A 21,274-nucleotide genomic window follows, 5' to 3' on the forward strand; every position below is an offset into this window, starting at 1 on the left:
CCTCTTAGTTACGCAAGAAACCTGTTAATGGGTCTGAAGAAGATGCACCACGAGTCAGAACTCTGCCTAATCCTGATAGATATGCCTTTCTACCGGCTTCAATAGCATTCTTAAATGCTGATGCCATTAATGGTAAATCACCGGCAGTAGCTAAAGCTGTATTTGCCATAATTGCAGATGCACCCATTTCCATTGCTTCACAAGCCTGAGAAGGTTTACCGATACCGGCATCTACAATAATAGGTAAATCAATTTCATCAATTAGAATTTGAATAAAGTCTTTAGTAGCTAAGCCTTTATTTGAACCGATTGGTGAAGCTAAAGGCATAATTGATGCTGCACCGGCATTAACTAAATCACGAGCAACATTTAGGTCAGGATACATATAAGGCATTACAACAAAACCCTCTTTTGCCAGAATTTCTGTAGCCTTAATAGTTTCTTGGTTATCAGGAAGTAGGTACTTACTATCTCTCATAATTTCAATCTTTACAAAGTTACCACAACCAAGTTCTCTGGCTAGTCTTGCAATTCTTACTGCTTCATCAGCATTTCTTGCACCACTTGTATTAGGTAGTAATGTAACACCCTTTGGAATATAATCAAGTATATTTTCTTGTTCCTTAGTATTTGCTCTACGAACTGCAAGTGTAATAATTTCAGCACCGGCATCCTTAATAGCTGAGTCAATAAGTTTCATAGAATACTTACCTGAACCTAAAATAAATCTTGAGTTAAATTCATGACCACCAATGATAAGTTTATCATTTTCCATTATAATTTCCTTCTTTCAATGTATATCAAGTTTGTTTTATTTTTCTTAAAAAAATTAACCTCCACCCATAAAGCTAACAACTTCTACTACATCACCGTCTTTTAGTACAGTTTCATCATAATCAGCCTTTGAGATAATCACTTCATTACATTCAACTGCAATAGTCTTTGGGTTATAATTTGCAATTTCAAGATACTGTGAAACAGTTTTTCCTGACATATCAACTTCTTTACCGTTAATTGTTACCACTTTTACACCTCCTACAAGTAAAAAAAGAAGCTACCCTATGTTTGGGTAACTTCTCAAAATACATTAATCAATATATCCCTACGTTGGCATTATCCAAATCAGGTATTGGTCGAAGATTATATCTTCCTCTCAGCCTGTAACACAAGCTCCCATAATTTTACTTTAATAATATTATACTCTTATTTATTATTATTTTCAATAGTATATAATTTTATTTTACTTTTTACGCCGTTTTTTCGCCGTTTTCTTTTAAAGAAATAAAAAAACACCCATAGGTTAGCTAAAAGTGGCTTACCTATGGGCTTTTCTTTGGTGGAGATGAAGGGGCTCGAACCCTCGACTCCCACAATGCCATTGTGGTACTCTCCCAGCTGAGCTACATCCCCATTCGATAAGATAATTCTATCACAAGGTAATGAAAAAATCAAGAATTATCTTTTATAATATCTGCTACTTCAACAGGAATTACCTTTTGTAATGAAGATAGTGGCAACTCAACCTGGTTACCTACCCTACCTGCTGAAAAGTAGATAGTATCATAGTCATTGGCAGTTTTATGGATAAAAGTTTTAAACTGCTTTTTCATACCGATTGGTGAACAACCACCATGGATATATCCTGTTAGTGGTAAAAGTTCTTTTTGGTGAATCATCTCTATTGACTTTTCTTTTGCAACTTTGGCAGCTTTCTTTAAATCAAGTTCTTTATTTGCCGGTACAACAAATACATAATGTTCTTTACTTTTACCAACAGTTACAAGTGTTTTAAAAACCTTGCCTACTTCTTGATTAAGAGCATTTGCTACTTCTTCTGCGTTAAGTTTTGTATTATCATAAGCATAGTGAGAATACTCAATTTTCTTTTGGTCAAGAATTCTCATTACATTAGTTTTTTCTTGTTTCTTTGCCATAATATCACCACTAATTTTTGCTCATCATATTATAAGATGTTTTTACTGCGTCTTCAGAAATATCACAAAACAGCTCATACACATTTACATTGCTGAGAACTTTATCAAGAACAGTTAATAAACTTGACATTTTCTGTTTATCATTAATGCAAAGTGTTTGTGGCAGGAACTTTCCTATAGCTTTCTTGGTAGTTATTTTATTGATAACATTTTCTTTGCCTTGGTTAATACAACAAATACCCTTTAGTGGCACTAAAATATTTTTATTTATATCGTGTTTACCTGAAAAAGGTGTACCACAAGCATATATCTTATTATCAATTATTCTGATAACCGGTTTGTCGTCATTTATCATAACGGCTCTGTCACCAAAATATTTCATCCACAAAGCACAATGGGTAGACTTTCCTGTACCACTATTTGCAGTAAAAAGATAGGCTTCATTATCAACAGATATTGCTGATGAATGAAGAAGTATTCCGTCATAATCTAAGATTGCTTCATAAAATAACATTCCATAAATTACATACTCAGCAAGTGACCTTGATATATGAGGAAAAGAAAGGATATAGTTATCTATCCTTTCTTCTGTAACATTAAGAGTTATGTCTGGTTTTAAATTTTGATTTTTTGCTAAATATTTTTCAGAACGAGTAATTGTCTGTTTATATTTTGGTTCATAATAAACATTTAAACCACACATATTATATAGCATAAAAACCTCTTATTTATAATAAGTTAATAGGATTGCTCTGCCTCTGTTGATTGTGATTTCAGCTTCATCATCAACAAAAACATTGCTAATGCCACGAGATACATTATATGTTAAAGTCTTGTTGTTTAACATATATTCTGCACCTTTATATGTAACATTTACACTTTCACAACCATAAGGGAACACTGAGAAAATAAGGCCTTTCTTGTTGTTCATTTCGTATGAACCTTCCTTTAGGATACGAATTTCCTCACCGTTGTTTCTTGCAATACCGTTATAGTTATATTCTGAGAGAAATGCCAGAGTTGCAATATTTGCAAATGTATGGTCAGTTCTACCACCGATTGAACCTAATAGTAAGAAGTCCTTATAGCCTCTACGGATACATTCCATAACACAATGTTCTGTATCAGTATCATCCTTATGGGTATTTAGCTTAACAACTTCTGTGTTCTGTGGTAGTTCTTCCTTTAGTGAATCAAAGTCACCGATAATTAGGTTTGGAGTCAGACCTGCTTTCTTTGCAAAAGAATAACCTGAGTCAGCACAAACAATAAAGTCATCGTTTGTACATAGGCTTTTGATTTCTTCTACATTTGTATCCGGTGAACCGGAAATAATTACACATCTCATTTTCTTCTCTCCCATTCTTTAATGTCTTTTATTTCATTATACATATCAACATAGCTATTGTGTCGTGACTTTTGAATTTTGCCTTCTTCTACCATTTGTAGAATAGCACAACCCTTTTCACAAGTATGGCTACATGAAGTAAACTTACACTGACCGATATAATCTTCAAATTCAGGAAACATATATTGAAGTTGGGTTTTGTCTTGAATATTAAACTTTTCAAGTTGCATAGTTGAAAACCCGGGTGTGTCACAAACATAACCACCATTGAATTTCAGTAATTCAACAGTTCTTGTTGTATGACGACCTCTGCCAAGTTTATCACTAACTTCTCCGGTCTTCAGCTGAAAATCAGGAAAAAGCTTATTAAGTAAAGTTGACTTACCAACACCACTGTTGCCAATAAAGGCAGTGATTTTGTTAGGTAAAAGTGAATATATTTCATCTACACCTTCCCCTGTAACGGAAGAATAAAGTATAGTCTTGATGCCTGTACTGTTATAGATATTATATATTTCTTCACCACTTTTTATGTCAGACTTTGAGATTACAATAACCGGTTCAATATTGTTATATACAGCAGTTGCAGTCATCTTGTCAATAACTGTATAGTTTGGTGCAGGAGAAACTGTACTGCAAACTATAACCAATGTATCAATATTTGCCATTGGTGGTCGTACAATAGAGTTCTTTCGCTTATGTATTTCTTCAACTGTAGGATAACCACTTTCAGGTATAGAGATTGTAACTAAATCTCCAACTACAGGAGTTTTGCTTGTCTTACGAAAAGAACCTCTTGCCTTACATTCATATGTATTGTCAGTGGTTTCTACATAATAGAAACCACTGATTGCTTTTATAATTCTACCCTCTACACTATTCATTAAAAAACACCTTTAATATGCCGGAGCAGTAGTAGGTTGTGGTTCTTGAGTTGGCTCTGTGTAATAGTTTGTTGTATCTTGTGGAACTGTTGTTATATCCTGAGTAGGTGCAACAGTTGTATCTTCCTGAGTAGTAGGAGGTGCAGTAGTTGTAGTTGTTGCTACTACATAGTCGTGATATGTTGGAGTTGCCTTCTTATTTTGGAAGTCAATTGTATATTCCTGATATAGCTGACCGTTTAGATATACCTTAACCTTTGAGTCGGTTTCTGTACCTGTTAAAGTAAAGCTATATGTCTTTAGTTCTGATGGAATAACATTTGTTGTTGTAAATACATTGCCATCAAATACAACCTGTAGTGAAACACTGTTTGTTTCATCCTTTGGCAACTGAACATCAATCTGAATAGACTGAGCATCCTTTTTACCGCCTGATAGAACAAGTTTTACTGTATAACCTTTCTTTACAGTACCACCCTGTAAAGGATTTTGTCTAATAACTGTATCTTTTTCTTCATAACTGTTTTCGTCATATTCGTATTCTACATACAGACCTTTATTTTCAAGAATTTCCTTAGCTTCAGAAATATCTTTACCTGTTACATCAGGAATTTTAACTTTCTTTTCAGCAGGTCCTTTTGAAACATAAAGATATACTGATGAACCGATAGTTGTTTTCTGTCCCGGATTTGGGAATTCTGATGATACATAGTCAACATTAACATCATCACTCTGTACATAAACAATCTCAGGTACAAGGTTTCTTGACTCTAGTTCTTTAATAGCATCTTCCTCTGTTGTATTTAGAAGATGAGGAACTGTTACATCAGAATTTTTACCGTTTACAGTTAGCTGAATAGTTGAACCTTTCTTAACTTTCTTTGAATCTGCTTCTGGTTGCTGAGAAAGGATAACACCTTCCTTTTTAGTTGAGTCATATTCAAAGTCCAGCTGGAAAACAAAGTTCTCTTTATTATCTCCTTGCTTAACATCAAGGATTGTTTTGCCAACATAGTTTGGAACATCTGTATCTGCGTTAGTGTTTGAGAATGAAGAAGTTACAAAGTAAATGCCAAAACCGATTAGACAAACTACAAATGATGCTACAATACCAAGAATTGCAGACTTTTTCTTTGATCTGACTTTCTTTTCAGGTTCTTCACTATCAAAATCTTCCGGAACAAACTTTTTGGAATCTTTGTTATCATCAATTTTCTTTTCTTCAAAGATTCTCTTTGTTTCATCCTTTTTCTTAGCTTCTCTTTTCTTTTCAGCAGGTTTTGGTTCTATTGGCTTTGGAAGACTGTAACCAAATACAATGCTTGGATTTAATCTGAAACGGTCAATATCATTAAGCATTGCTTGAGCTGACTCATATCTATCCTTAGGGTCTTTCTGCATAGCATGAAGAGTGATTTCTTCTAGACCTTGTGGAATGTCGGGATTAATCTCTCTTGGTAGCTTTGGAGTAGACTGAAGTTGCATAATAGCAACAGAAACTGCATTATCAGCTACAAAAGGAAGCTTACCTGTTAGCATTTCATACATCATAACACCAACAGAATAAATATCTGTTTTACCGTCAGTGTTGCCACCCTTGGCTTGTTCAGGTGCTATGTAGTGAACAGAACCGATTGCTTGTTCTGTCATTGTTCTTGTAGCAGAATTAAAGTTACGGGCAATACCAAAGTCAGTTACTTTAATAGTACCGTCTTGAAGTAGCATAATGTTCTGTGGCTTAATGTCACGGTGAACAATACCCTTTTCATGAGCGTGTTGTAATGCTCTTAAAATCTGAGTTGTTAGGTGCAATGCTTCTTTCCACTGAATTACACCTTGCTGAGCGATATACTCCTTAAGAGTAATACCGTCAATATATTCCATAACAATATACTGAATCATATCACCAAAAGAAACATCATAAACCCTTACAATGTTTGGATGTGAAAGAACAGCAATAGATTTACTTTCGTTTTTAAATCTTCTAATAAAGTCTGCATTATCAAGGAATTCGTCCTTTAGAATTTTGATTGCAACTTCTCTATCGTCAACAGTATCGTAACATCTATAAACATTGGCCATACCACCAACACCGATAAGTTCTTGGATTTCATATCTACCGTCAAGCTTTTTGCCTGTGTACTTATCTATCATAACTCTTCCTCCTTAATATATTGTAATAACGGTAATGTTGTCTGTGCCACCACCGAATTTAGCTTCTTCAACTAACTTGTCGGTAATTTGGTTCTTAGGGTTGTTATTTACAACCTCTGCAATTTCCTCTTTGCTGACACAATTAGTTAAACCATCGGTACAAATAATAACAATATCTCCCGGTTTATATTCGTACTGAGTATAATCCACTTTGATAGTATTCTTTACACCGATTGCTCTAGTAATAAAGTTTTTGTTTGGGTGAACTAAGGCCTTATCTTCTGTAATCTCACCACGACTTACCATTTCTTGAACTAAAGAATGGTCCTTAGTTAGCTGATAAGCCTTATGATTACGAACAAGATATGTTCTTGAGTCACCTATATGTACAATATGAAGAATATTGTCCCTTAGGAATACACACTCACAAGTAGTGCCCATTCCGATAAGTTCAATATTTTTTTGAGCTAAATTATAAACTTCAAGGTTTGCACCGGAAACTATGTTCGTAAGAAGTGCATATAGTTCTTCGTTTGTGAAATCACTGGTATATAGATTTTTCATTTCTCTGGCTATATATTCACAAGCAGTTGTTGAGGCTGTGTGGCCACCATTAGCACCACCCATACCATCACAAACTACAGCCCATACTGCACCGTCACACATTTTTCCAGAAAGACAATAATCCTGATTATCGTTTCTGACAAGACCTTTATCTGTTTTACTATGTATATTCAAGATTACTTTCCTCCTTTCTTGTGTTTACCTTTTAGTTGTCCACAACTTGCATCAATGTCACTGCCTAAAGTTCTTCTTACAGTAGCAGTAATACCATACTTAGCAAGTACATTGGTAAATGATATTAACCTTTCTTTGTTACTCTTACGATAATCATTACCTGTAACATCATTTACAGGAATAAGGTTAACATGACACAGCATACCTTTTATTAAATTTCCAAGTATATTAGCTGCTTCGTCACTATCATTTACACCATCAATCATAGCATATTCAAAACTTACTCTACGATTGGTTTTATCTATATAATACTTGATGGCTTTCATAAGCTCATCAATGTTATACGCATCGTTAATCGGCATTGTTGCACTTCTCATTTTATCAGTTGGTGCATGAAGAGAAACAGAAAGTGTAATCTGTAACTTTCTATCAGCCAAATCATAAATTCGTGGAACAATACCACAGGTTGACAAGGTGATATGCCTTTTCCCTATATTCAGTCCATCATCTGATGAAACCAAATCAAGGAACTTCATTACATTGTCATAGTTATCAAGTGGTTCACCCATACCCATAAGAACAATATTGGAAATTCTTATGTTAAGGTCCTTTTGGGCTGATTCTATCTGGGCAATCATTTCACCGGCAGTAAGGTTTCTTGTAAAGCCTTGCTTACCTGTTGCACAGAACTTGCAACCCATCTTGCAACCTACTTGAGTTGATATACAGATTGTGTGTCCGTGGTGATAACTCATCACAACAGACTCAACACACTGTTCGTCATTAAATTTAAACAAATACTTAACTGTACCATCATACCGTGAAATTTGCTTTTTTTCAATATATGCAACAGAAATGTAACAATATTCACTTAACTTTTCTCTTAAGTCCTTGGGTACATTCTTCATTTCATCAAAGGAAGTTACACCTTTGTTTATCCATTGGAAAATTTGTTTTGCTCTAAACTTTGGGCAATTTAATGATGAAATAAGCTCTTCAATTTCTTGTAAATTCATTGATTTTAAATCAGTCATTTAATCACCCTTTCTCAGTATTGCAAAGTAGAAACCATCTGAGTTATTGGTTTGTGGGAACAATGAACATTCATATTCATTTTCCTTAATGGTTCTTTTAATATTCTTTGGAAGAATTAACTTCTCACCTACAAAATCTTTATGTTCACTTAGGAATTTATCAACTAAAAGATTATTTTCTCTAGGGTTTAGAGTACAGGTGGAATACATTAATTTTCCACCGTTTCTTACTAGATTAGCAGATGAACATAAAATCTTGTACTGTATTTCTGTTAAGTCATTATTAACTATATTATCTTTATATCTGATTTCCGGTTTTCTGCGAAGTAATCCAAGTCCTGAACATGGAACATCACAAATAACTATATCGGCAACATTATCTTCATCAAATGAAGTTGCATCATTAATTTTAGTATTTATAATACTTATTTCTAATCTTTTAGAAGTGGAATAAATCAGCTTGATTTTATGTTTATAAAGGTCATAAGAATTTATCTTACCTTTATTGTTCATAAGAATTGCACCGGTAAAGGACTTACCTCCAGGTGCTGAACAAACATCATACACAACATTATTTTCTTTAGGTGACAATGTTGTTAAAGCAATATTCGAAGAAAGGTCTTGTATGTAAAATTCTCCATACTGAAAGGCTTTTATATTTTCTACAGAACCTGTATTTTTCAGAGTAATTACATTTTCTAAAATAGACTTTTCTGCAATAATATTTTCTTCTCTTAAATTTTCAATTAAAGTATCTTCATCAGTCAGAAGTGTATTTACCCTTGCATATAGTGGAGGTCTGCCATCTACTGAATTTAGCATATGGGTAGTTACCTTTTCACCATAACTGTCAAGCCATAATTTTATAATATCTTCCGGTACAGAATACTTAACTGAAAGTAATTTTGTTTTGTCCTTAATTTTACTTAAATCACACTTGGTTTCTGCTCTTGAGATACTTCTAAGAATACCGTTTATGAAACCTGATGACTTAAAAAGTCTTAAATTCTTTGCAAGTTGTACTGCCTCGTTAACAGATGCATTATCCGGAACTTTGTCCATATAAAGCATCTGATAAACTGACATTCTAAGGATAACTAAAGTTTTTGTTTCTATTTTCTTTAGTCTTACTAAAGAAAAGCTACGGATTACATAGTCAAGGGTTATCTTCTTTTCAAGTACTCCATAAATAATAGCTGAGGCAAAAGAAGAGTCTAGCTTATTAAGATTATTCTCTTTTAATGCTTTATTAACTGCAATTGAACTGTAGGACTCCTCAGTTTCAATTTTATAAAGCACATCAAATGCTACTCTTCTTGGGCTTTTCATCTATTATCTTCTCCTATTATTTGCAATAAAAATAAGTCTTAGTAATTGTAGTAAAGCAGTTGCTGCTGATGCAACATAAGTCATAGCAGCTGCCTGTAGAACTTTCTTTGTACCTTCATATTCTTCAGGGTAAAGTAGGTTAGTATCTCTGATACACTTTAATGCTCTTCTTGATGCATCAAATTCTACCGGTAAAGTTACGAAAGTAAAAAGAACTGATGCTGAGAAGAATATGATACCTAACCATAAGCAGAATGAAAACTGTGTTGGTAAAAATAAACCTACTAAGAAAAGTATCCATCCTAAGCTAGAACCTACCCTAGCAATTGGCACAATAGCACCACGAATTTTGTTTGGCACATAACCTGTAGCGTGTTGTACTGCGTGACCTGCTTCGTGACAAGCAACACCTACTGCTGCAACAGAAGCTACATTATAAACACTATCAGAAAGTCTGATAACATTTGTTCTTGGGTCAAAGTGGTCTGTTAAGTTACCGACAACTTGCTCTATACGAACACCATGAACACCATAGTGATTTAGAACATACTCAGCTGCTTGAGCACCTGTCATACCACGCATATTCCTTACATTGCTATACTTGCTAAAATTACTGTTTACTTTAACTTGACATATAAGTGACAAAATAAGGCATGGTAACATAAATACAATATATGTCCAGTCAATACCATAAAAGTAATGATACATAATTTATTCTCCTATAACTGTGCCTTTTTCAAGTTTATGACCTTGTAAAAAAGCCTTTGAATCCATTTTCTTTTTGCCCTGTAGTTGAACAGTATTTACAACAACTGCACCTTCACCACAAGCAATAGTAAGTGGATTTGTGTTTAAAATTTCACCCGGTTTACCTTTACCATCGGCAAGTCTTGTTTCAAAGATTTTTAGGACTTTGCCATTAAGTTTTGTTGAGGCAACAGGCCATGGTGAAAGTCCTCTAACTTGGTTATGGACTTGTAAATTAGTTTTTGCAAAATCAATATTACACATTGACTTATCAAGCATTTTTGCATATGAACTTTTACTGTCATCTTGCTTGATAGGATGAAGTTCACCTTTTTCTGCTTTTTCAAGTGTATCAAGGATTAGCTTACCACCCATTTCTGCCAATGTATCAAAGACTTCACCGGCAGTATCGTTGATTCCGATTTCATATTTCTTAGTTTCTAGAATATCACCGGTATCAAGACCCTTTTCCATATACATTGTAGTAACACCTGTAACCTTGTCACCGTTTAAAACAGACCACTGAATAGGTGCTGCACCTCTGTACTTTGGTAGTAAAGAACCATGAACATTGATACAACCATATCTTGGAATATTCAAAATATTTTCAGGTAAAATCTGTCCATAAGCAACAACTACAATTACATCAGGGTTAAGTTCCTTAATAATTTCATAGCTATCGCTATCCTTTAGTTTTACCGGTTGATAGACAGGTATTCCTAACTTTTCAGCACAAACCTTTACATCAGGTGGTGTTAGTATCATTTTTCTACCTACCGGTTTATCCGGCTGAGTAAAGACAGCTTGTACATTATGAACCTTTGCAATATTTTCTAATGAAGGAACTGCAAAGTCCGGAGTACCCATAAAAACAACATTCATTAGCCTAACTCCTCTGGGTCTAACATTCTAACAACAATATCCTTAAACACAATACCGTTTAGATGGTCAATTTCGTGACAGAAAGCCTTTGCAAGAAGTTCTTCACCTTCCATTTCAAAGAAATTACCGTTACGGTCTTGAGCCTTTACTTTTACATACATTGGACGCTTAGTAATGCCGTATTCTCCCGGGAAAGAAAGACAACCTTCAGCAGTTTCTTGTTCACCACTAGTTTCAATAATTTCAGGGTTAACAAGTTCAATTACACCCTCACCAATATCAATAACAACAACTCTTCTTAGCATACCAACCTGTGGACCTGCAAGACCTACACCGTCAGCTTTGTGCATTGTTTCAGCCATATCATCAAGAAGTGTTGCTAACTTATCGTCGAACTTCTCTACATTTCTACATTTCTTATGAAGAATTTCGTCTCCATCTTTTACAATATTTCTAATAGCCATACTCATTCACCTAATTAAAAGACAGTGGATTTATATCTACTGTTATACCTATATTTTTAAATTCCTTATTCTTAGAAAATTCAAGTAATGTTTCCTTAATAACACTACGGAAATCCTTTGAATTTTACACTTAATTATAGTCTTGTATCTATATTTATTATTTACCTTATAAACATAGGCTTGGCTTGGTCCAAGCACCCTTAAAGGCATACTGCTATAATTAGCTTTGATTTTGTTGATTAAGGCATTTTGAAAGGCGTTTGCACACTTTATTGTTGCACCTTCCATTATACCTTGATAACCTATAAGACAAATGTCGGAAAAAGGAGGATAAAGCAGAGCTTTTCTTACTCCTATTTCACCTTTATAAAATGTATCATAGTCTTGCTTTGCCGATAGACCTATAACATAATTTTCCGGTGTTGAAGTTTGGATAACTGCAACACCCTTTGAGTCACCTCTGCCGGATCTACCAACTACTTGAGTTAATAGAGAAAATGCTCTTTCGTAACTTCTATAGTCATCAGAATAAAGCATTTGGTCGGCATTGATAACACCTACCAATGTTACATTTGGAAAGTCAAGACCTTTAGCTACCATTTGTGTACCGATAAGAATATCATATTCACCATTTGCAAAAGCAGTAAGTTTTGTTTCGTAACTGCTTTTTGTCATTGTGGCATCAGCATCCATCCTTAACACTCTGGCACTTGGGAACATATCAACAAGCTCTTGTTCTGCCTTTTGAGTACCTGCACCACTAAACTTTAGTGTATGCTGATGACAGTCAGGACACTCATCGGTATAAGGAACTGAATGGCCACAATAGTGACACATCATTCTATTGTTTGCACTATGGTATGTCATAGAAATTGAACAATTAGGACAAGTTACAACTTGACCACAACTTCTACAACTTAAAAATGTATTGTATCCTCTTCTGTTAAGAAGAATAATAGACTGTTTTTTATGAATTAAGTTACTTGAAAGAAGCTCTTTTAGTGTACTTGAATAGTTACTAAAATTACCTTTCATTTGTTCTTCATTCATATCAACAACAGAAACTTGTGGCAATGTTGCTTTACCGTATCTTTCTGTTAATTTCACAAGATTATAAATTCCTTTTTCAGCCATATAGAAACTTTCTACACTTGGAGTTGCTGAAGAAAGAAGTAACAAAGCATTGTGCTTATAGCACCTAAACTTTGCAATATCTCTTGCGTTATATCTTGGTGTTTGTTCGGATTTATAGGAACTTTCTTGTTCCTCATCCATAACAATTAAACCGATATTTTTTAGTGGGGCAAAAACTGCACTTCTTGTACCTAGGACAATTTTTGCATCTCCTCTGCTGACTCTTTTATATTCATCAAGTCTTTCACCTATTGATAAACCACTATGGAATACTGCAACATTATCACCAAACCTTGAAGTAAATATTTTGATTAACTGAGGTGTTAAAGCAATTTCAGGTACCATTAATATTGTACCCTTATTATCATTAAAGCACTTTTCAATTAACTTCATAAATACTGAGGTTTTGCCACTACCGGTAACACCATAAAGTAAAGAAACTGAGGCTTTGTCTTCACAATATTTACTGTATAAATTATCAAAAGCAGATTGTTGTGAGGGGCTTAACACCACTTCATCTTTCTTTACATTTGAAACAGTATAAGGTATTCTCATAACTTCATCAGTAAAGTACTTTGCAATCTTTTTCTTAACCAAAGAGTCGGTTACTGACTGAGTGTAGCCTGTATAGTAACAAACTTCCTTTACAGAAGCCTTATCCACAACAGTTAGCAATTCTGCAACTTTCTGTTGCTTTGGTGTTAACTTATAATCATTAATATCAACATCATCACAAAGTGAAACCATCTTTACAGTCGCATCTTTAGTTTTTCTAAAGGCATCATCTTCTCTATTTACTACACCTTGACGGTAAAGTTTATTAAGGGAATTTTCTCCTTTAGAAAATACATTTAAGATTGTTTCTTTTTTTACAGGCTTTTTCTCTGATAAAAGATAATCATAAATTTCTCTTTCATAGTCAGTTAGAGAATTTAGTACATTATCATTAACCTTTACTGCTGTATAAAATGTAGAAATATTATAGTTAATTCCTACCGGTAGCATCACCTTTACAGAGTCATAATAAGTACAGAAATATCTATCATGGATAAAATTTACTGTATCTATCATTTCATCGGTAAAGATAGGCTTATCATCTAATAATGATGAAATTTCTTTTAGATTTTCTTCTTTACCATAAGACAAAGACAAAATCATTCCTTGACGAAATCTATCTCCTCTGCCAAAAGGTACAAGGACTCTCTGCCCAACTTTTACATTAGACAAATGAACCGGTACTTTATAGCTAAAGAGTCTGTCAAAACTGTAAGTAGTATTATCTACTGCAATTCCTGCAATGAGGAATTCATCATTCTTCATCTTCTGGTTCAAGTAGGTTGTACTTGTGATTCTTAAAATCTTCGATAGCAAGAAGAACCGGCTTTTCGTCAGTAATTATACCCTGTTCTTCAAATTCCTGTGCAATTTCTCTTGCTCTCTTTGCTACACCGATTACTAGTGCATAACGACTTTCCTTACCTGATAACATATCATCTACTGAAGCTAAACGCATAATTATATCTCCTTTTTATAAATTAATTATTTCTTTTTTCTTTCTCTTTTTTTACTATATCAATAACTTGGTTTACTGCATCTTCAACCTTGTCATTAACAACCTTAACATCATATTTTGGAACAAACTGCTTTTCAAATTCTACTGCTGAAAGACGCTTCTCGATAACCTCTTCGGTTTCGGTATTTCTGCCACGAAGTCGAGATTCAAGTTCTTCTAATGATGGTGGCACAATAAAGATACTAAGTGCATCAGGTCGCTTATCCATCATTTGAAGTCCACCTTGAACTTCGATTTCAAGAAATACATCAAGACCTTTTTCCAGCATTTCTTCAACAGGTTTCTTAGGTGTTCCGTAGTAATTATCAGAATACTGAGCATATTCAAAGAACTCATCATTCTTAATCATTTCTTCAAATTCTTCTTTAGAAATGAAGTAATATTCTCTACCGTTTACTTCTCCCGGTCTTGGAGCTCTTGTAGTAGCAGAAACAGATAGTCGGAAATTATCTTCTTTCTTTAGCATTTCCTTCATAATTGTTCCCTTACCTACTCGGAAAACCGAATAAATAATAAGTAGCCCTTTGTTATTCATCGCTTTGTTCACCCTCCAATCTGTTACCTATTGTTTCAGGAGAAATAGCAGAAAGTACAACATGGTCACTGTCTGTAATAATAACTGCTTTACATCTTCTACCATAAGTAGCATCAATAAGCATACTTTTCTGTTTACTATCCTGAACAATTCTTTTTATAGGAGCAGAATCAGGACTGACTACAGATATGATTCTGCTTGAATTAACTAAATTACCAAATCCAATATTAATAAGTTTCATAAAGCACCTTTATTCAATGTTTTGAATTTGCTCTCTAATCTTTTCAATTTCAGCTTTAATATCAACTACCATATGAGATAGTATGCTGTCGTTAGCTTTACTACCGATAGTATTGGCTTCTATTCATTTCTTGAATAATAAAGTCAATCTTTCTACCGATTTCACTATCGCTATTCATAAGTAATTTTAGCTGATCAAAGTGACTTCTTAGACGAACAGTTTCTTCATCAACTGCAACCTTATCTGCAAAAATTGCAACTTCTGTTAAAATTCTCTGTTCATCAAAATCGGCACTACCTAAAAGTTCTTCAATTCTTTCTTTTAGTCTGGATTCATAATCCTTTACTCTTTCAGGTGACTTTTCTTCAATCTTAGAAACAATAGAAAGGATAGTTTCGGCTCTTGACATAATGTCAGCCTTCATCTTCTCTCCTTCTACTTCTCTCATTTTGATAAAGTTATCAAGTGCTACATCAAGAACTTCCTTAACTGCATTCCAAACTTCTTCCTCATCTTCAGGTGCTCTGTGTACTTGGAAAATATCGTTGTACTGAGCAACAGTAGAAACAGAAATATCGTCTGTTACACCATAGTCTGTTGAAAGTTTCTTTAGTGCATTAATATAACCTTGTGCTAAACTTGGGTTAATCTTTACAATTGACTCTGTATCTTCCTTTTGGCTTAAAGAAACATAAACATCAATCTTACCTCTGCTAACCTTTTCTTTAATATAAGACTTTAACTTTTCTTCAAGAAAGTTATAGCCTCTTGTTGTACGGCAATTAAATTCATAGTAACGGTGGTTTACACTCTTGATTTCTACTACAATATCTCTGCCGTCAACAGTTGCTTCGTGTCTTCCGAAGCCTGTCATTGAACGAACCATTATTATAACCTCGTATATTAATTAAAAAATTCATTTTATACATATATGGGCATTTCGTATTTGCATAGTACCCTATATTGTATTTAATACCTATTATATCAAACATTCAAGAGTATAACGCACTTTTGTAACTAAATTGTAATATATATTTTAGGTATTTTTCTATAGTAGAAAATCAAATAAATATATTCTCATTTTATTTGCATTTTCCCTATATTTGTGATATAATTTTAAGGCAAATTTTAATATAAGGGATGATATAAATGTCAGGACATAATAAATGGAGTACCATTAAGCAGAAAAAAGGCAAAAATGATGCTGCCAGAGCAAAGGTATTTACAAAGATTGGTAGAGAACTTATTGTTGCTATTCGTGACGGTGGTTCTGCTGACCCTAATGTAAACTCAAAACTTCGTGATTGTATTGCTAAGGCTAAGGCTGCTAATGTTCCTAATGACAACATTGAAAGAATTATTAAAAAGGCTGCATCTTCTAATGAAGGTGACAACTATGAATCTGTTACATATGAGGGTTACGGCCCATCAGGTATTGCTGTAATTGTTGAAGCTCTTACAGATAACAGAAACAGAACTGCAGGTGAAGTTCGTCACTACTTTGATAAGTTTGGTGGCAATATGGGTACACCGGGTTGTGTTGGTTTTATGTTCTCAAAGAAAGGTGTTCTTGTTGTTGAAAGAGAAGACTTTGACAAAGATGAAGACACTGTAATGGAAGAAGCTCTTGAAGCAGGTGCTTCTGACTTTGAGGCTGATGAAGACATCTTCACAATTTACACAGAGCCTGATGACTTCTCTGCTATTCGTGATGACCTTGCTGCTAAGGGTTATGAATTTGTATCTGCCGAAGTTGAAGAAGTACCATCAACATACACAAAGATTGAAGATGAAGAAACTAAGGCTAAGATGCAGAAAATGCTGGATATGTTTGAAGAAAATGATGACATTCAGAATGTTTGGCATAACTGGGAAATGGACTAATCAATTTTTAAATTACATCTATTTCAATAATTTAGGACGGTTATTTATTTAACCGTCCTTTTCTTTTTGTCCTTTAATTTTAAAAGTATGAATAATTATTAGTAGTTATAAAATAATTATAATATCACAAAGCATAAAAAAGCCACAACTATCAAAGTTGTGGCTTTAGCTTTAAATAATCTTATTTAGCTTTTGTTGTTGTTTGAGTTGTAGCCTGTGTAGCAGCTTCTGTTGATGGTGCAGTTGTTGTTGTAACTGTTGTGATGCCTTCAGGCTTCTTTTCACCGTCTTTATAGAACTGAGCAGAACCTAGGATTGATTCACTAAACATTGTCTTGTTATCCTTATCAACAATAGTTAGGATACCATCCTTTAGTTTATATTCAAGAGTTGCCTTATTCTTATCTTTATCAGTAACACCCTTAAATGTTAACTTACCATTTTCAGCAGAATAAGCATAGTAGTATGTTGAGTCCATACCAATATCACTGTTACTTGCATGAACAGTCATAATACCGTTATCCTTGATTTCAATGTCACAATCTAGCTGATACATACCATAGTAATAAGAAATCTTGTATTCTGTATTCCACTTACCGATAAGGTCCTTATCAGTCTTGTAGTCCTTCATAGACATTTCATCATAACCGGGATTTTTGTCTTGGTTCATTTCAATTGTCTGAGACTCAACCTTTTGACCTGTTGTCTGGTCTGTATAAGCATCCTGAGTTAACTTAAGTGTTGCATTACCAAAAAGCTTAACACCTGTTACTTCGTATGTAAGTTCTGAATTACCGATAGTAATCTTTTTCTTATCACCACTAGTTGATAGCTTATATTCACCCTTAGACTGTTCACCCTGAACATTCATGTAGTAAGTACCCTTACCGTTTGAATCTGCCTTTTCAAAAGTATAATATACTGCAATCTTCTCAACTTCATCAGCAGTTGATGATGCTGAACTGTTGTTCTCTACTTCTCTCATCCATGTACCTGTGATTGTCTTTGAACCAAAAATCCAATAAACACCAAAAGCAATAAGTGCTACTAAGAATACACAAATTGCAATAAAGATACTTGGGTGAATGTACTTAAATAGGAAGAACTTCTTCTTTGGTTCTTCTACCTGTACAGTAGTTTGTAGTGGTTCACCATCTGCATTTGTCAGTTCACCAAACTGTGATACATAACCACCGTTTTCGTCTACACCGTTAGTTTCATTAGCAGAGGTATTTTCCTCAACTAGGTTTTCATTGTTAATATTGTTTTCGTTATTATCCATTAGAATATTCCTTTCAAAAATTTCGCTATATACTACTATACAATATTATTCTCAATAAATCAACATTTTTATTTTTATATATATTGATAAAGTTATAACAATTTAATAAAAATTCAAAAAACTTATTGATAGAAGGTTGATTTTGTGGTATATTTTTAAGCAAGGAAATATATTCCTTAAAGAAAAAGCAACTCATAAAGGAGAAACTTGAGATGGATTCTAACACTTTATATAATGTATGGTGCGAAAACGCCAAGGAAGATAAAGATTTAATTGAAGAATTAGCTGCAATTAAAGGCAATGAAAATGAGATTTACGAAAGATTCTACAAGAACCTAGAATTTGGTACTGCCGGTCTTAGAGGGGTTATCGGTGCAGGTACTAACAGAATGAACATTTATGTTGTTCGTCAGGCTACTCAGGGTCTTGCAAACTATGTAAATAATATCGGTGGCGGTGCTGTTGCAATTAGCCATGATAGCAGAATTAAAGCTGACCTATTTATGAATGAAGCTGCTAAGGTTCTTGCTGCTAACGGCATTAAAGCATATATCACAAGTGAACTACAGCCAACACCTGTTCTTTCTTTCCTAGTAAGACATTTTGGTTGTAAAGCAGGTATTATGGTAACTGCTTCTCATAACCCTGCAAAATACAATGGTTATAAAGCATATGGTAGTGACGGTTGTCAGATGACAGACAATGCTGCCGGTGCAGTTTATGATGAAATTCAGAAGATTGATATGTTCACAGGTGTTAAGACTATGGACTTTGACAAGGCAGTTGAAGAAGGTCTTATTGAATATGTTAATGATGATGTATATACAGAATACCTTGCTAATGTTAAACAGCAGCAGGTAAATGAAGGTCTATGTGCTGACTCAGGTCTAAAGGTTGTTTACACACCACTTAACGGTACAGGTAACAAGCTGGTTAGAAGAGTTCTAAAGGAAATCGGTATTAATGATGTAACAGTTGTTCCTGAACAGGAAATGCCTGACGGTAACTTTACAACTTGTCCTTACCCTAACCCTGAAATCAAGGAAGCACTACAGTTAGGTCTTGATATGTGTGAAAAGGTTAAACCTGACCTACTACTAGCTACTGACCCTGATGCTGACAGAGTTGGTATTGCAGTTCCTGATAATGGCACATACAGACTAATTACAGGTAACGAAACAGGTATTATGCTAACTAACTACCTACTAAGTGTTAGAAAGAAAAAGGCACATTACCTGAAAATCCTATCGTTGTAAGAACAATTGTTACTTCTCTACTAATTGATGAAATCTGTAAGAAGTACAACTGTGAACTAAAGAAAGTTCTAACAGGCTTCAAGTATATTGGTGAAGTTATCCTAAGACTTGAAGAAAAGAATGAAAAAGAAAGATTTGTATTTGGTTTTGAAGAAAGCTACGGTTACCTTGCAGGTACTTATGTAAGAGATAAGGATGCTGTTGTTGCTTCAATGCTAATCTGTGAAATGGCTGCTTATTACAGAAAGCAAGGCAAGACTCTTGCTAATGTAATTGATGAAATTTACAAAGAATACGGCTATTACAGAAACACAACACTTTCATTTGAATTTGACGGTGCAAGTGGTATGAAGAAGATGAAAGAAATTATGGATAATCTTCGTGAAAACCCACTAAAGACTGTTAATGGTGAAACTGTTAAGACAATTTACGATTACCTAAAGAGTGAAGAAAAAGATGTTGCTACAGGTGAAATCACTGCTATTGACCTACCAAAGTCAAATGTACTTCACTTCTGCTTAGGTGGTAATGCAGTTATTGTAAGACCTAGTGGTACTGAACCAAAGATTAAGCTTTACATTACTTCTATCGGTAAGACAGACACACCGGTCATACCAAATAAAATTGACATAACAACTGCTGAAAGTATAATCAACACAAAACCTCTTGCTATTGATGTTGCAAAAGCCCACTTAGGGAAATTTGTTGCACTGAATATACCTGAACCTATTACATTTAAACCTGCAAAGATAAATCCTATTGAATATAATCTTAAGCCTACTACTGCATACTTTTCAAGTAATAAGTTATTTTCACTATTAAACACACCAACAATAAAATCAGTAAACACAAAGATAAGTAAAATCATTATTGCTGAAAATAACAATGAAGTTATGATACTTAGTCTTCTTAAAATTTTGATACCATCTTTATCACCTTTACCGTAATGTTCGCTAAATAAAGGCTGACTACCTTGTGACACACCGTTAAATACTGAAATTCCCACAAGAGAAACATTTGCTACAATGCCGTAAGCTGCAACACCTGTGTTACCTGTTAAACCTAAAATCAGGAAGTTAAATACTATTGTAATAACACCTGATGAAATTTGTCCTACAAATGAGGATACACCAACCTGACAAGAATAAATAAGTTTCTTAAATGATGGTTTTTGTGGCTTTAATGATGTTGTATTTTTCTTTGAGAAAATATGAATAAAACAAATCATTACACCTACAATTGGTGACAATGCAGTTGCTAAAGCAGCACCTTCCATACCCATATTTAGTGGAAACATTAACACATAGTCAAATACAATATTAAACAAACTACTGAACAATGTTGCTGACATTGCAATTGAGGGTGACCCGTCATTTAGAACAAATGCATTGAAGATATGATTCCAAATAAAGAATGGTGCAAATGACATAAATATCATTGTGTAGCCTCTACCCACTTCTACAATGGTACTGTCACCACCCATAATAGAAACAACTTGTCCCGGGAAAAATAAACCTATAAATGAAAATATAAGACCTATAGCTGTTCCCCAAAACAGTGCGTTAAAAAAGTAATTGGTTTTGCTTTTTGAACCTTTATTTTTATTAATAGAAAATCGTATTGCTGAGCCAACACCAATCATTGCACCTATTGCGAAAATAAAGCTATATATCGGCAATACAATGTTCAAAGCTGTGATACCATTAGTACCCACTGCATCTGAAATAAAAAAAGTATCTGCAAGAATATATAGTGACATACCTATCATTCCCAAAACATTTTGAGAAACATATCTTACAAATTTCTTGGTAATACTTTGATTATTACTTTTTGTTATAGTCATATAATCCCCCAT

The 21,274-nt window shown here is 34.0% G+C and carries 20 protein-coding genes, 1 tRNA gene, 2 pseudogenes and 1 riboswitch; of the genes and pseudogenes, 2 read left to right on the top strand and 21 right to left on the bottom strand.

Features of this window, described 5'->3' with window-relative positions; genetic code table 11:
* Positions 1-4: 4 nt before the first annotated feature.
* The 19 genes and pseudogenes from E5Z56_RS11425 to E5Z56_RS11515 form a co-directional block, all read right to left on the bottom strand.
* A complete protein-coding gene (locus tag E5Z56_RS11425) occupies positions 5-775 on the bottom strand; it encodes a thiazole synthase (RefSeq protein ID WP_138157898.1) in 771 nt (256 codons plus the stop codon).
* Between the two features lie 54 nt (positions 776-829).
* Positions 830-1,024 carry a sulfur carrier protein ThiS gene (gene thiS, locus E5Z56_RS11430; RefSeq protein WP_138157899.1) on the bottom strand — a complete coding sequence of 65 codons (195 nt, stop codon included), beginning with the start codon at positions 1,022-1,024 and terminating at the stop codon, positions 830-832.
* A 58-nt stretch (positions 1,025-1,082) separates the two neighbouring features.
* Positions 1,083-1,187, bottom strand: a riboswitch (TPP riboswitch).
* 147 nt (positions 1,188-1,334) lie between these two features.
* Positions 1,335-1,410: transfer RNA gene (locus E5Z56_RS11435), tRNA-Ala, on the bottom strand.
* 38 nt (positions 1,411-1,448) lie between these two features.
* Complete coding sequence (ybaK, locus tag E5Z56_RS11440) at positions 1,449-1,934, bottom strand: Cys-tRNA(Pro) deacylase (protein ID WP_022506115.1); 486 nt, start codon at positions 1,932-1,934, stop codon at positions 1,449-1,451.
* A gap of 10 nt (positions 1,935-1,944) precedes the next feature.
* Positions 1,945-2,649, bottom strand: a complete 705-nt coding sequence (locus E5Z56_RS11445; protein WP_138157900.1) for a hypothetical protein — start codon at positions 2,647-2,649, stop codon at positions 1,945-1,947.
* A gap of 9 nt (positions 2,650-2,658) precedes the next feature.
* A complete protein-coding gene (locus tag E5Z56_RS11450; protein ID WP_175405491.1) occupies positions 2,659-3,282 on the bottom strand; it encodes a thiamine diphosphokinase in 624 nt (207 codons plus the stop codon).
* On the bottom strand, positions 3,279-4,166 hold the full coding sequence (gene rsgA, locus E5Z56_RS11455; RefSeq protein WP_138157902.1) for a ribosome small subunit-dependent GTPase A: 888 nt from the start codon (positions 4,164-4,166) through the stop codon (positions 3,279-3,281). Before rsgA ends, E5Z56_RS11450 begins: the two co-directional genes overlap by 4 nt.
* Positions 4,167-4,178: 12 nt before the next feature.
* On the bottom strand, positions 4,179-6,320 hold the full coding sequence (gene pknB, locus E5Z56_RS11460; protein ID WP_138157903.1) for a Stk1 family PASTA domain-containing Ser/Thr kinase: 2,142 nt from the start codon (positions 6,318-6,320) through the stop codon (positions 4,179-4,181).
* Positions 6,321-6,332: 12 nt separating this feature from the next.
* Positions 6,333-7,058: a Stp1/IreP family PP2C-type Ser/Thr phosphatase gene (locus tag E5Z56_RS11465; RefSeq protein WP_175405492.1), complete on the bottom strand. Its 726-nt coding sequence runs from the start codon at positions 7,056-7,058 to the stop codon at positions 6,333-6,335.
* Between the two features lie 2 nt (positions 7,059-7,060).
* On the bottom strand, positions 7,061-8,092 hold the full coding sequence (rlmN, locus tag E5Z56_RS11470) for a 23S rRNA (adenine(2503)-C(2))-methyltransferase RlmN (protein WP_138157905.1): 1,032 nt from the start codon (positions 8,090-8,092) through the stop codon (positions 7,061-7,063).
* The gene (gene rsmB / locus E5Z56_RS11475) at positions 8,093-9,421 is read right to left on the bottom strand and encodes a 16S rRNA (cytosine(967)-C(5))-methyltransferase RsmB (RefSeq protein WP_138157906.1); all 1,329 of its coding nucleotides are present in this window, start codon (positions 9,419-9,421) and stop codon (positions 8,093-8,095) included.
* 3 nt (positions 9,422-9,424) lie between these two features.
* A complete protein-coding gene (locus tag E5Z56_RS11480; protein ID WP_138157907.1) occupies positions 9,425-10,129 on the bottom strand; it encodes a zinc metallopeptidase in 705 nt (234 codons plus the stop codon).
* Between the two features lie 3 nt (positions 10,130-10,132).
* Entirely contained in the window at positions 10,133-11,050 is a 918-nt protein-coding gene (fmt, locus tag E5Z56_RS11485) for a methionyl-tRNA formyltransferase (protein WP_138157908.1), read from the bottom strand.
* The gene (gene def / locus E5Z56_RS11490; protein ID WP_022506105.1) at positions 11,050-11,514 is read right to left on the bottom strand and encodes a peptide deformylase; all 465 of its coding nucleotides are present in this window, start codon (positions 11,512-11,514) and stop codon (positions 11,050-11,052) included. Before def ends, fmt begins: the two co-directional genes overlap by 1 nt.
* Positions 11,515-11,562: 48 nt before the next feature.
* Positions 11,563-13,968 carry a replication restart helicase PriA gene (gene priA / locus E5Z56_RS11495; protein ID WP_232842451.1) on the bottom strand — a complete coding sequence of 802 codons (2,406 nt, stop codon included), beginning with the start codon at positions 13,966-13,968 and terminating at the stop codon, positions 11,563-11,565.
* The gene (gene rpoZ / locus E5Z56_RS11500; protein WP_022506103.1) at positions 13,958-14,161 is read right to left on the bottom strand and encodes a DNA-directed RNA polymerase subunit omega; all 204 of its coding nucleotides are present in this window, start codon (positions 14,159-14,161) and stop codon (positions 13,958-13,960) included. The genes priA and rpoZ overlap by 11 nt, the downstream gene beginning before the upstream one ends.
* A gap of 22 nt (positions 14,162-14,183) precedes the next feature.
* A complete protein-coding gene (gene gmk / locus E5Z56_RS11505; RefSeq protein WP_138157909.1) occupies positions 14,184-14,756 on the bottom strand; it encodes a guanylate kinase in 573 nt (190 codons plus the stop codon).
* Complete coding sequence (locus E5Z56_RS11510; protein WP_022506101.1) at positions 14,749-14,997, bottom strand: DUF370 domain-containing protein; 249 nt, start codon at positions 14,995-14,997, stop codon at positions 14,749-14,751. The genes gmk and E5Z56_RS11510 overlap by 8 nt, the downstream gene beginning before the upstream one ends.
* Before the next feature lie 9 nt (positions 14,998-15,006).
* A pseudogene (locus E5Z56_RS11515) lies at positions 15,007-15,883 on the bottom strand (YicC/YloC family endoribonuclease).
* A gap of 263 nt (positions 15,884-16,146) precedes the next feature.
* Here E5Z56_RS11515 and E5Z56_RS11520 point away from each other — a divergent pair.
* Positions 16,147-16,881 carry a YebC/PmpR family DNA-binding transcriptional regulator gene (locus tag E5Z56_RS11520; protein WP_138157910.1) on the top strand — a complete coding sequence of 245 codons (735 nt, stop codon included), beginning with the start codon at positions 16,147-16,149 and terminating at the stop codon, positions 16,879-16,881.
* A gap of 181 nt (positions 16,882-17,062) precedes the next feature.
* Here the strand turns inward: E5Z56_RS11520 and E5Z56_RS11525 are convergent, their stop codons facing one another.
* Positions 17,063-18,163, bottom strand: a complete 1,101-nt coding sequence (locus E5Z56_RS11525) for a hypothetical protein (RefSeq protein ID WP_138155963.1) — start codon at positions 18,161-18,163, stop codon at positions 17,063-17,065.
* Between the two features lie 212 nt (positions 18,164-18,375).
* Between E5Z56_RS11525 and E5Z56_RS11530 the strand changes: the two are divergent.
* A pseudogene (locus tag E5Z56_RS11530) lies at positions 18,376-20,015 on the top strand (phospho-sugar mutase); the annotation flags it as partial.
* Here the strand turns inward: E5Z56_RS11530 and E5Z56_RS11535 are convergent.
* On the bottom strand, positions 19,994-21,262 hold the full coding sequence (locus E5Z56_RS11535; protein ID WP_138157911.1) for an MATE family efflux transporter: 1,269 nt from the start codon (positions 21,260-21,262) through the stop codon (positions 19,994-19,996). The pseudogene E5Z56_RS11530 and the gene E5Z56_RS11535 overlap by 22 nt on opposite strands.
* Between the last annotated feature and the right edge of the window lie 12 nt (positions 21,263-21,274).

Source organism: Ruminococcus bovis (assembly GCF_005601135.1).
Classification (GTDB): domain Bacteria; phylum Bacillota; class Clostridia; order Oscillospirales; family Acutalibacteraceae; genus Ruminococcoides; species Ruminococcoides bovis.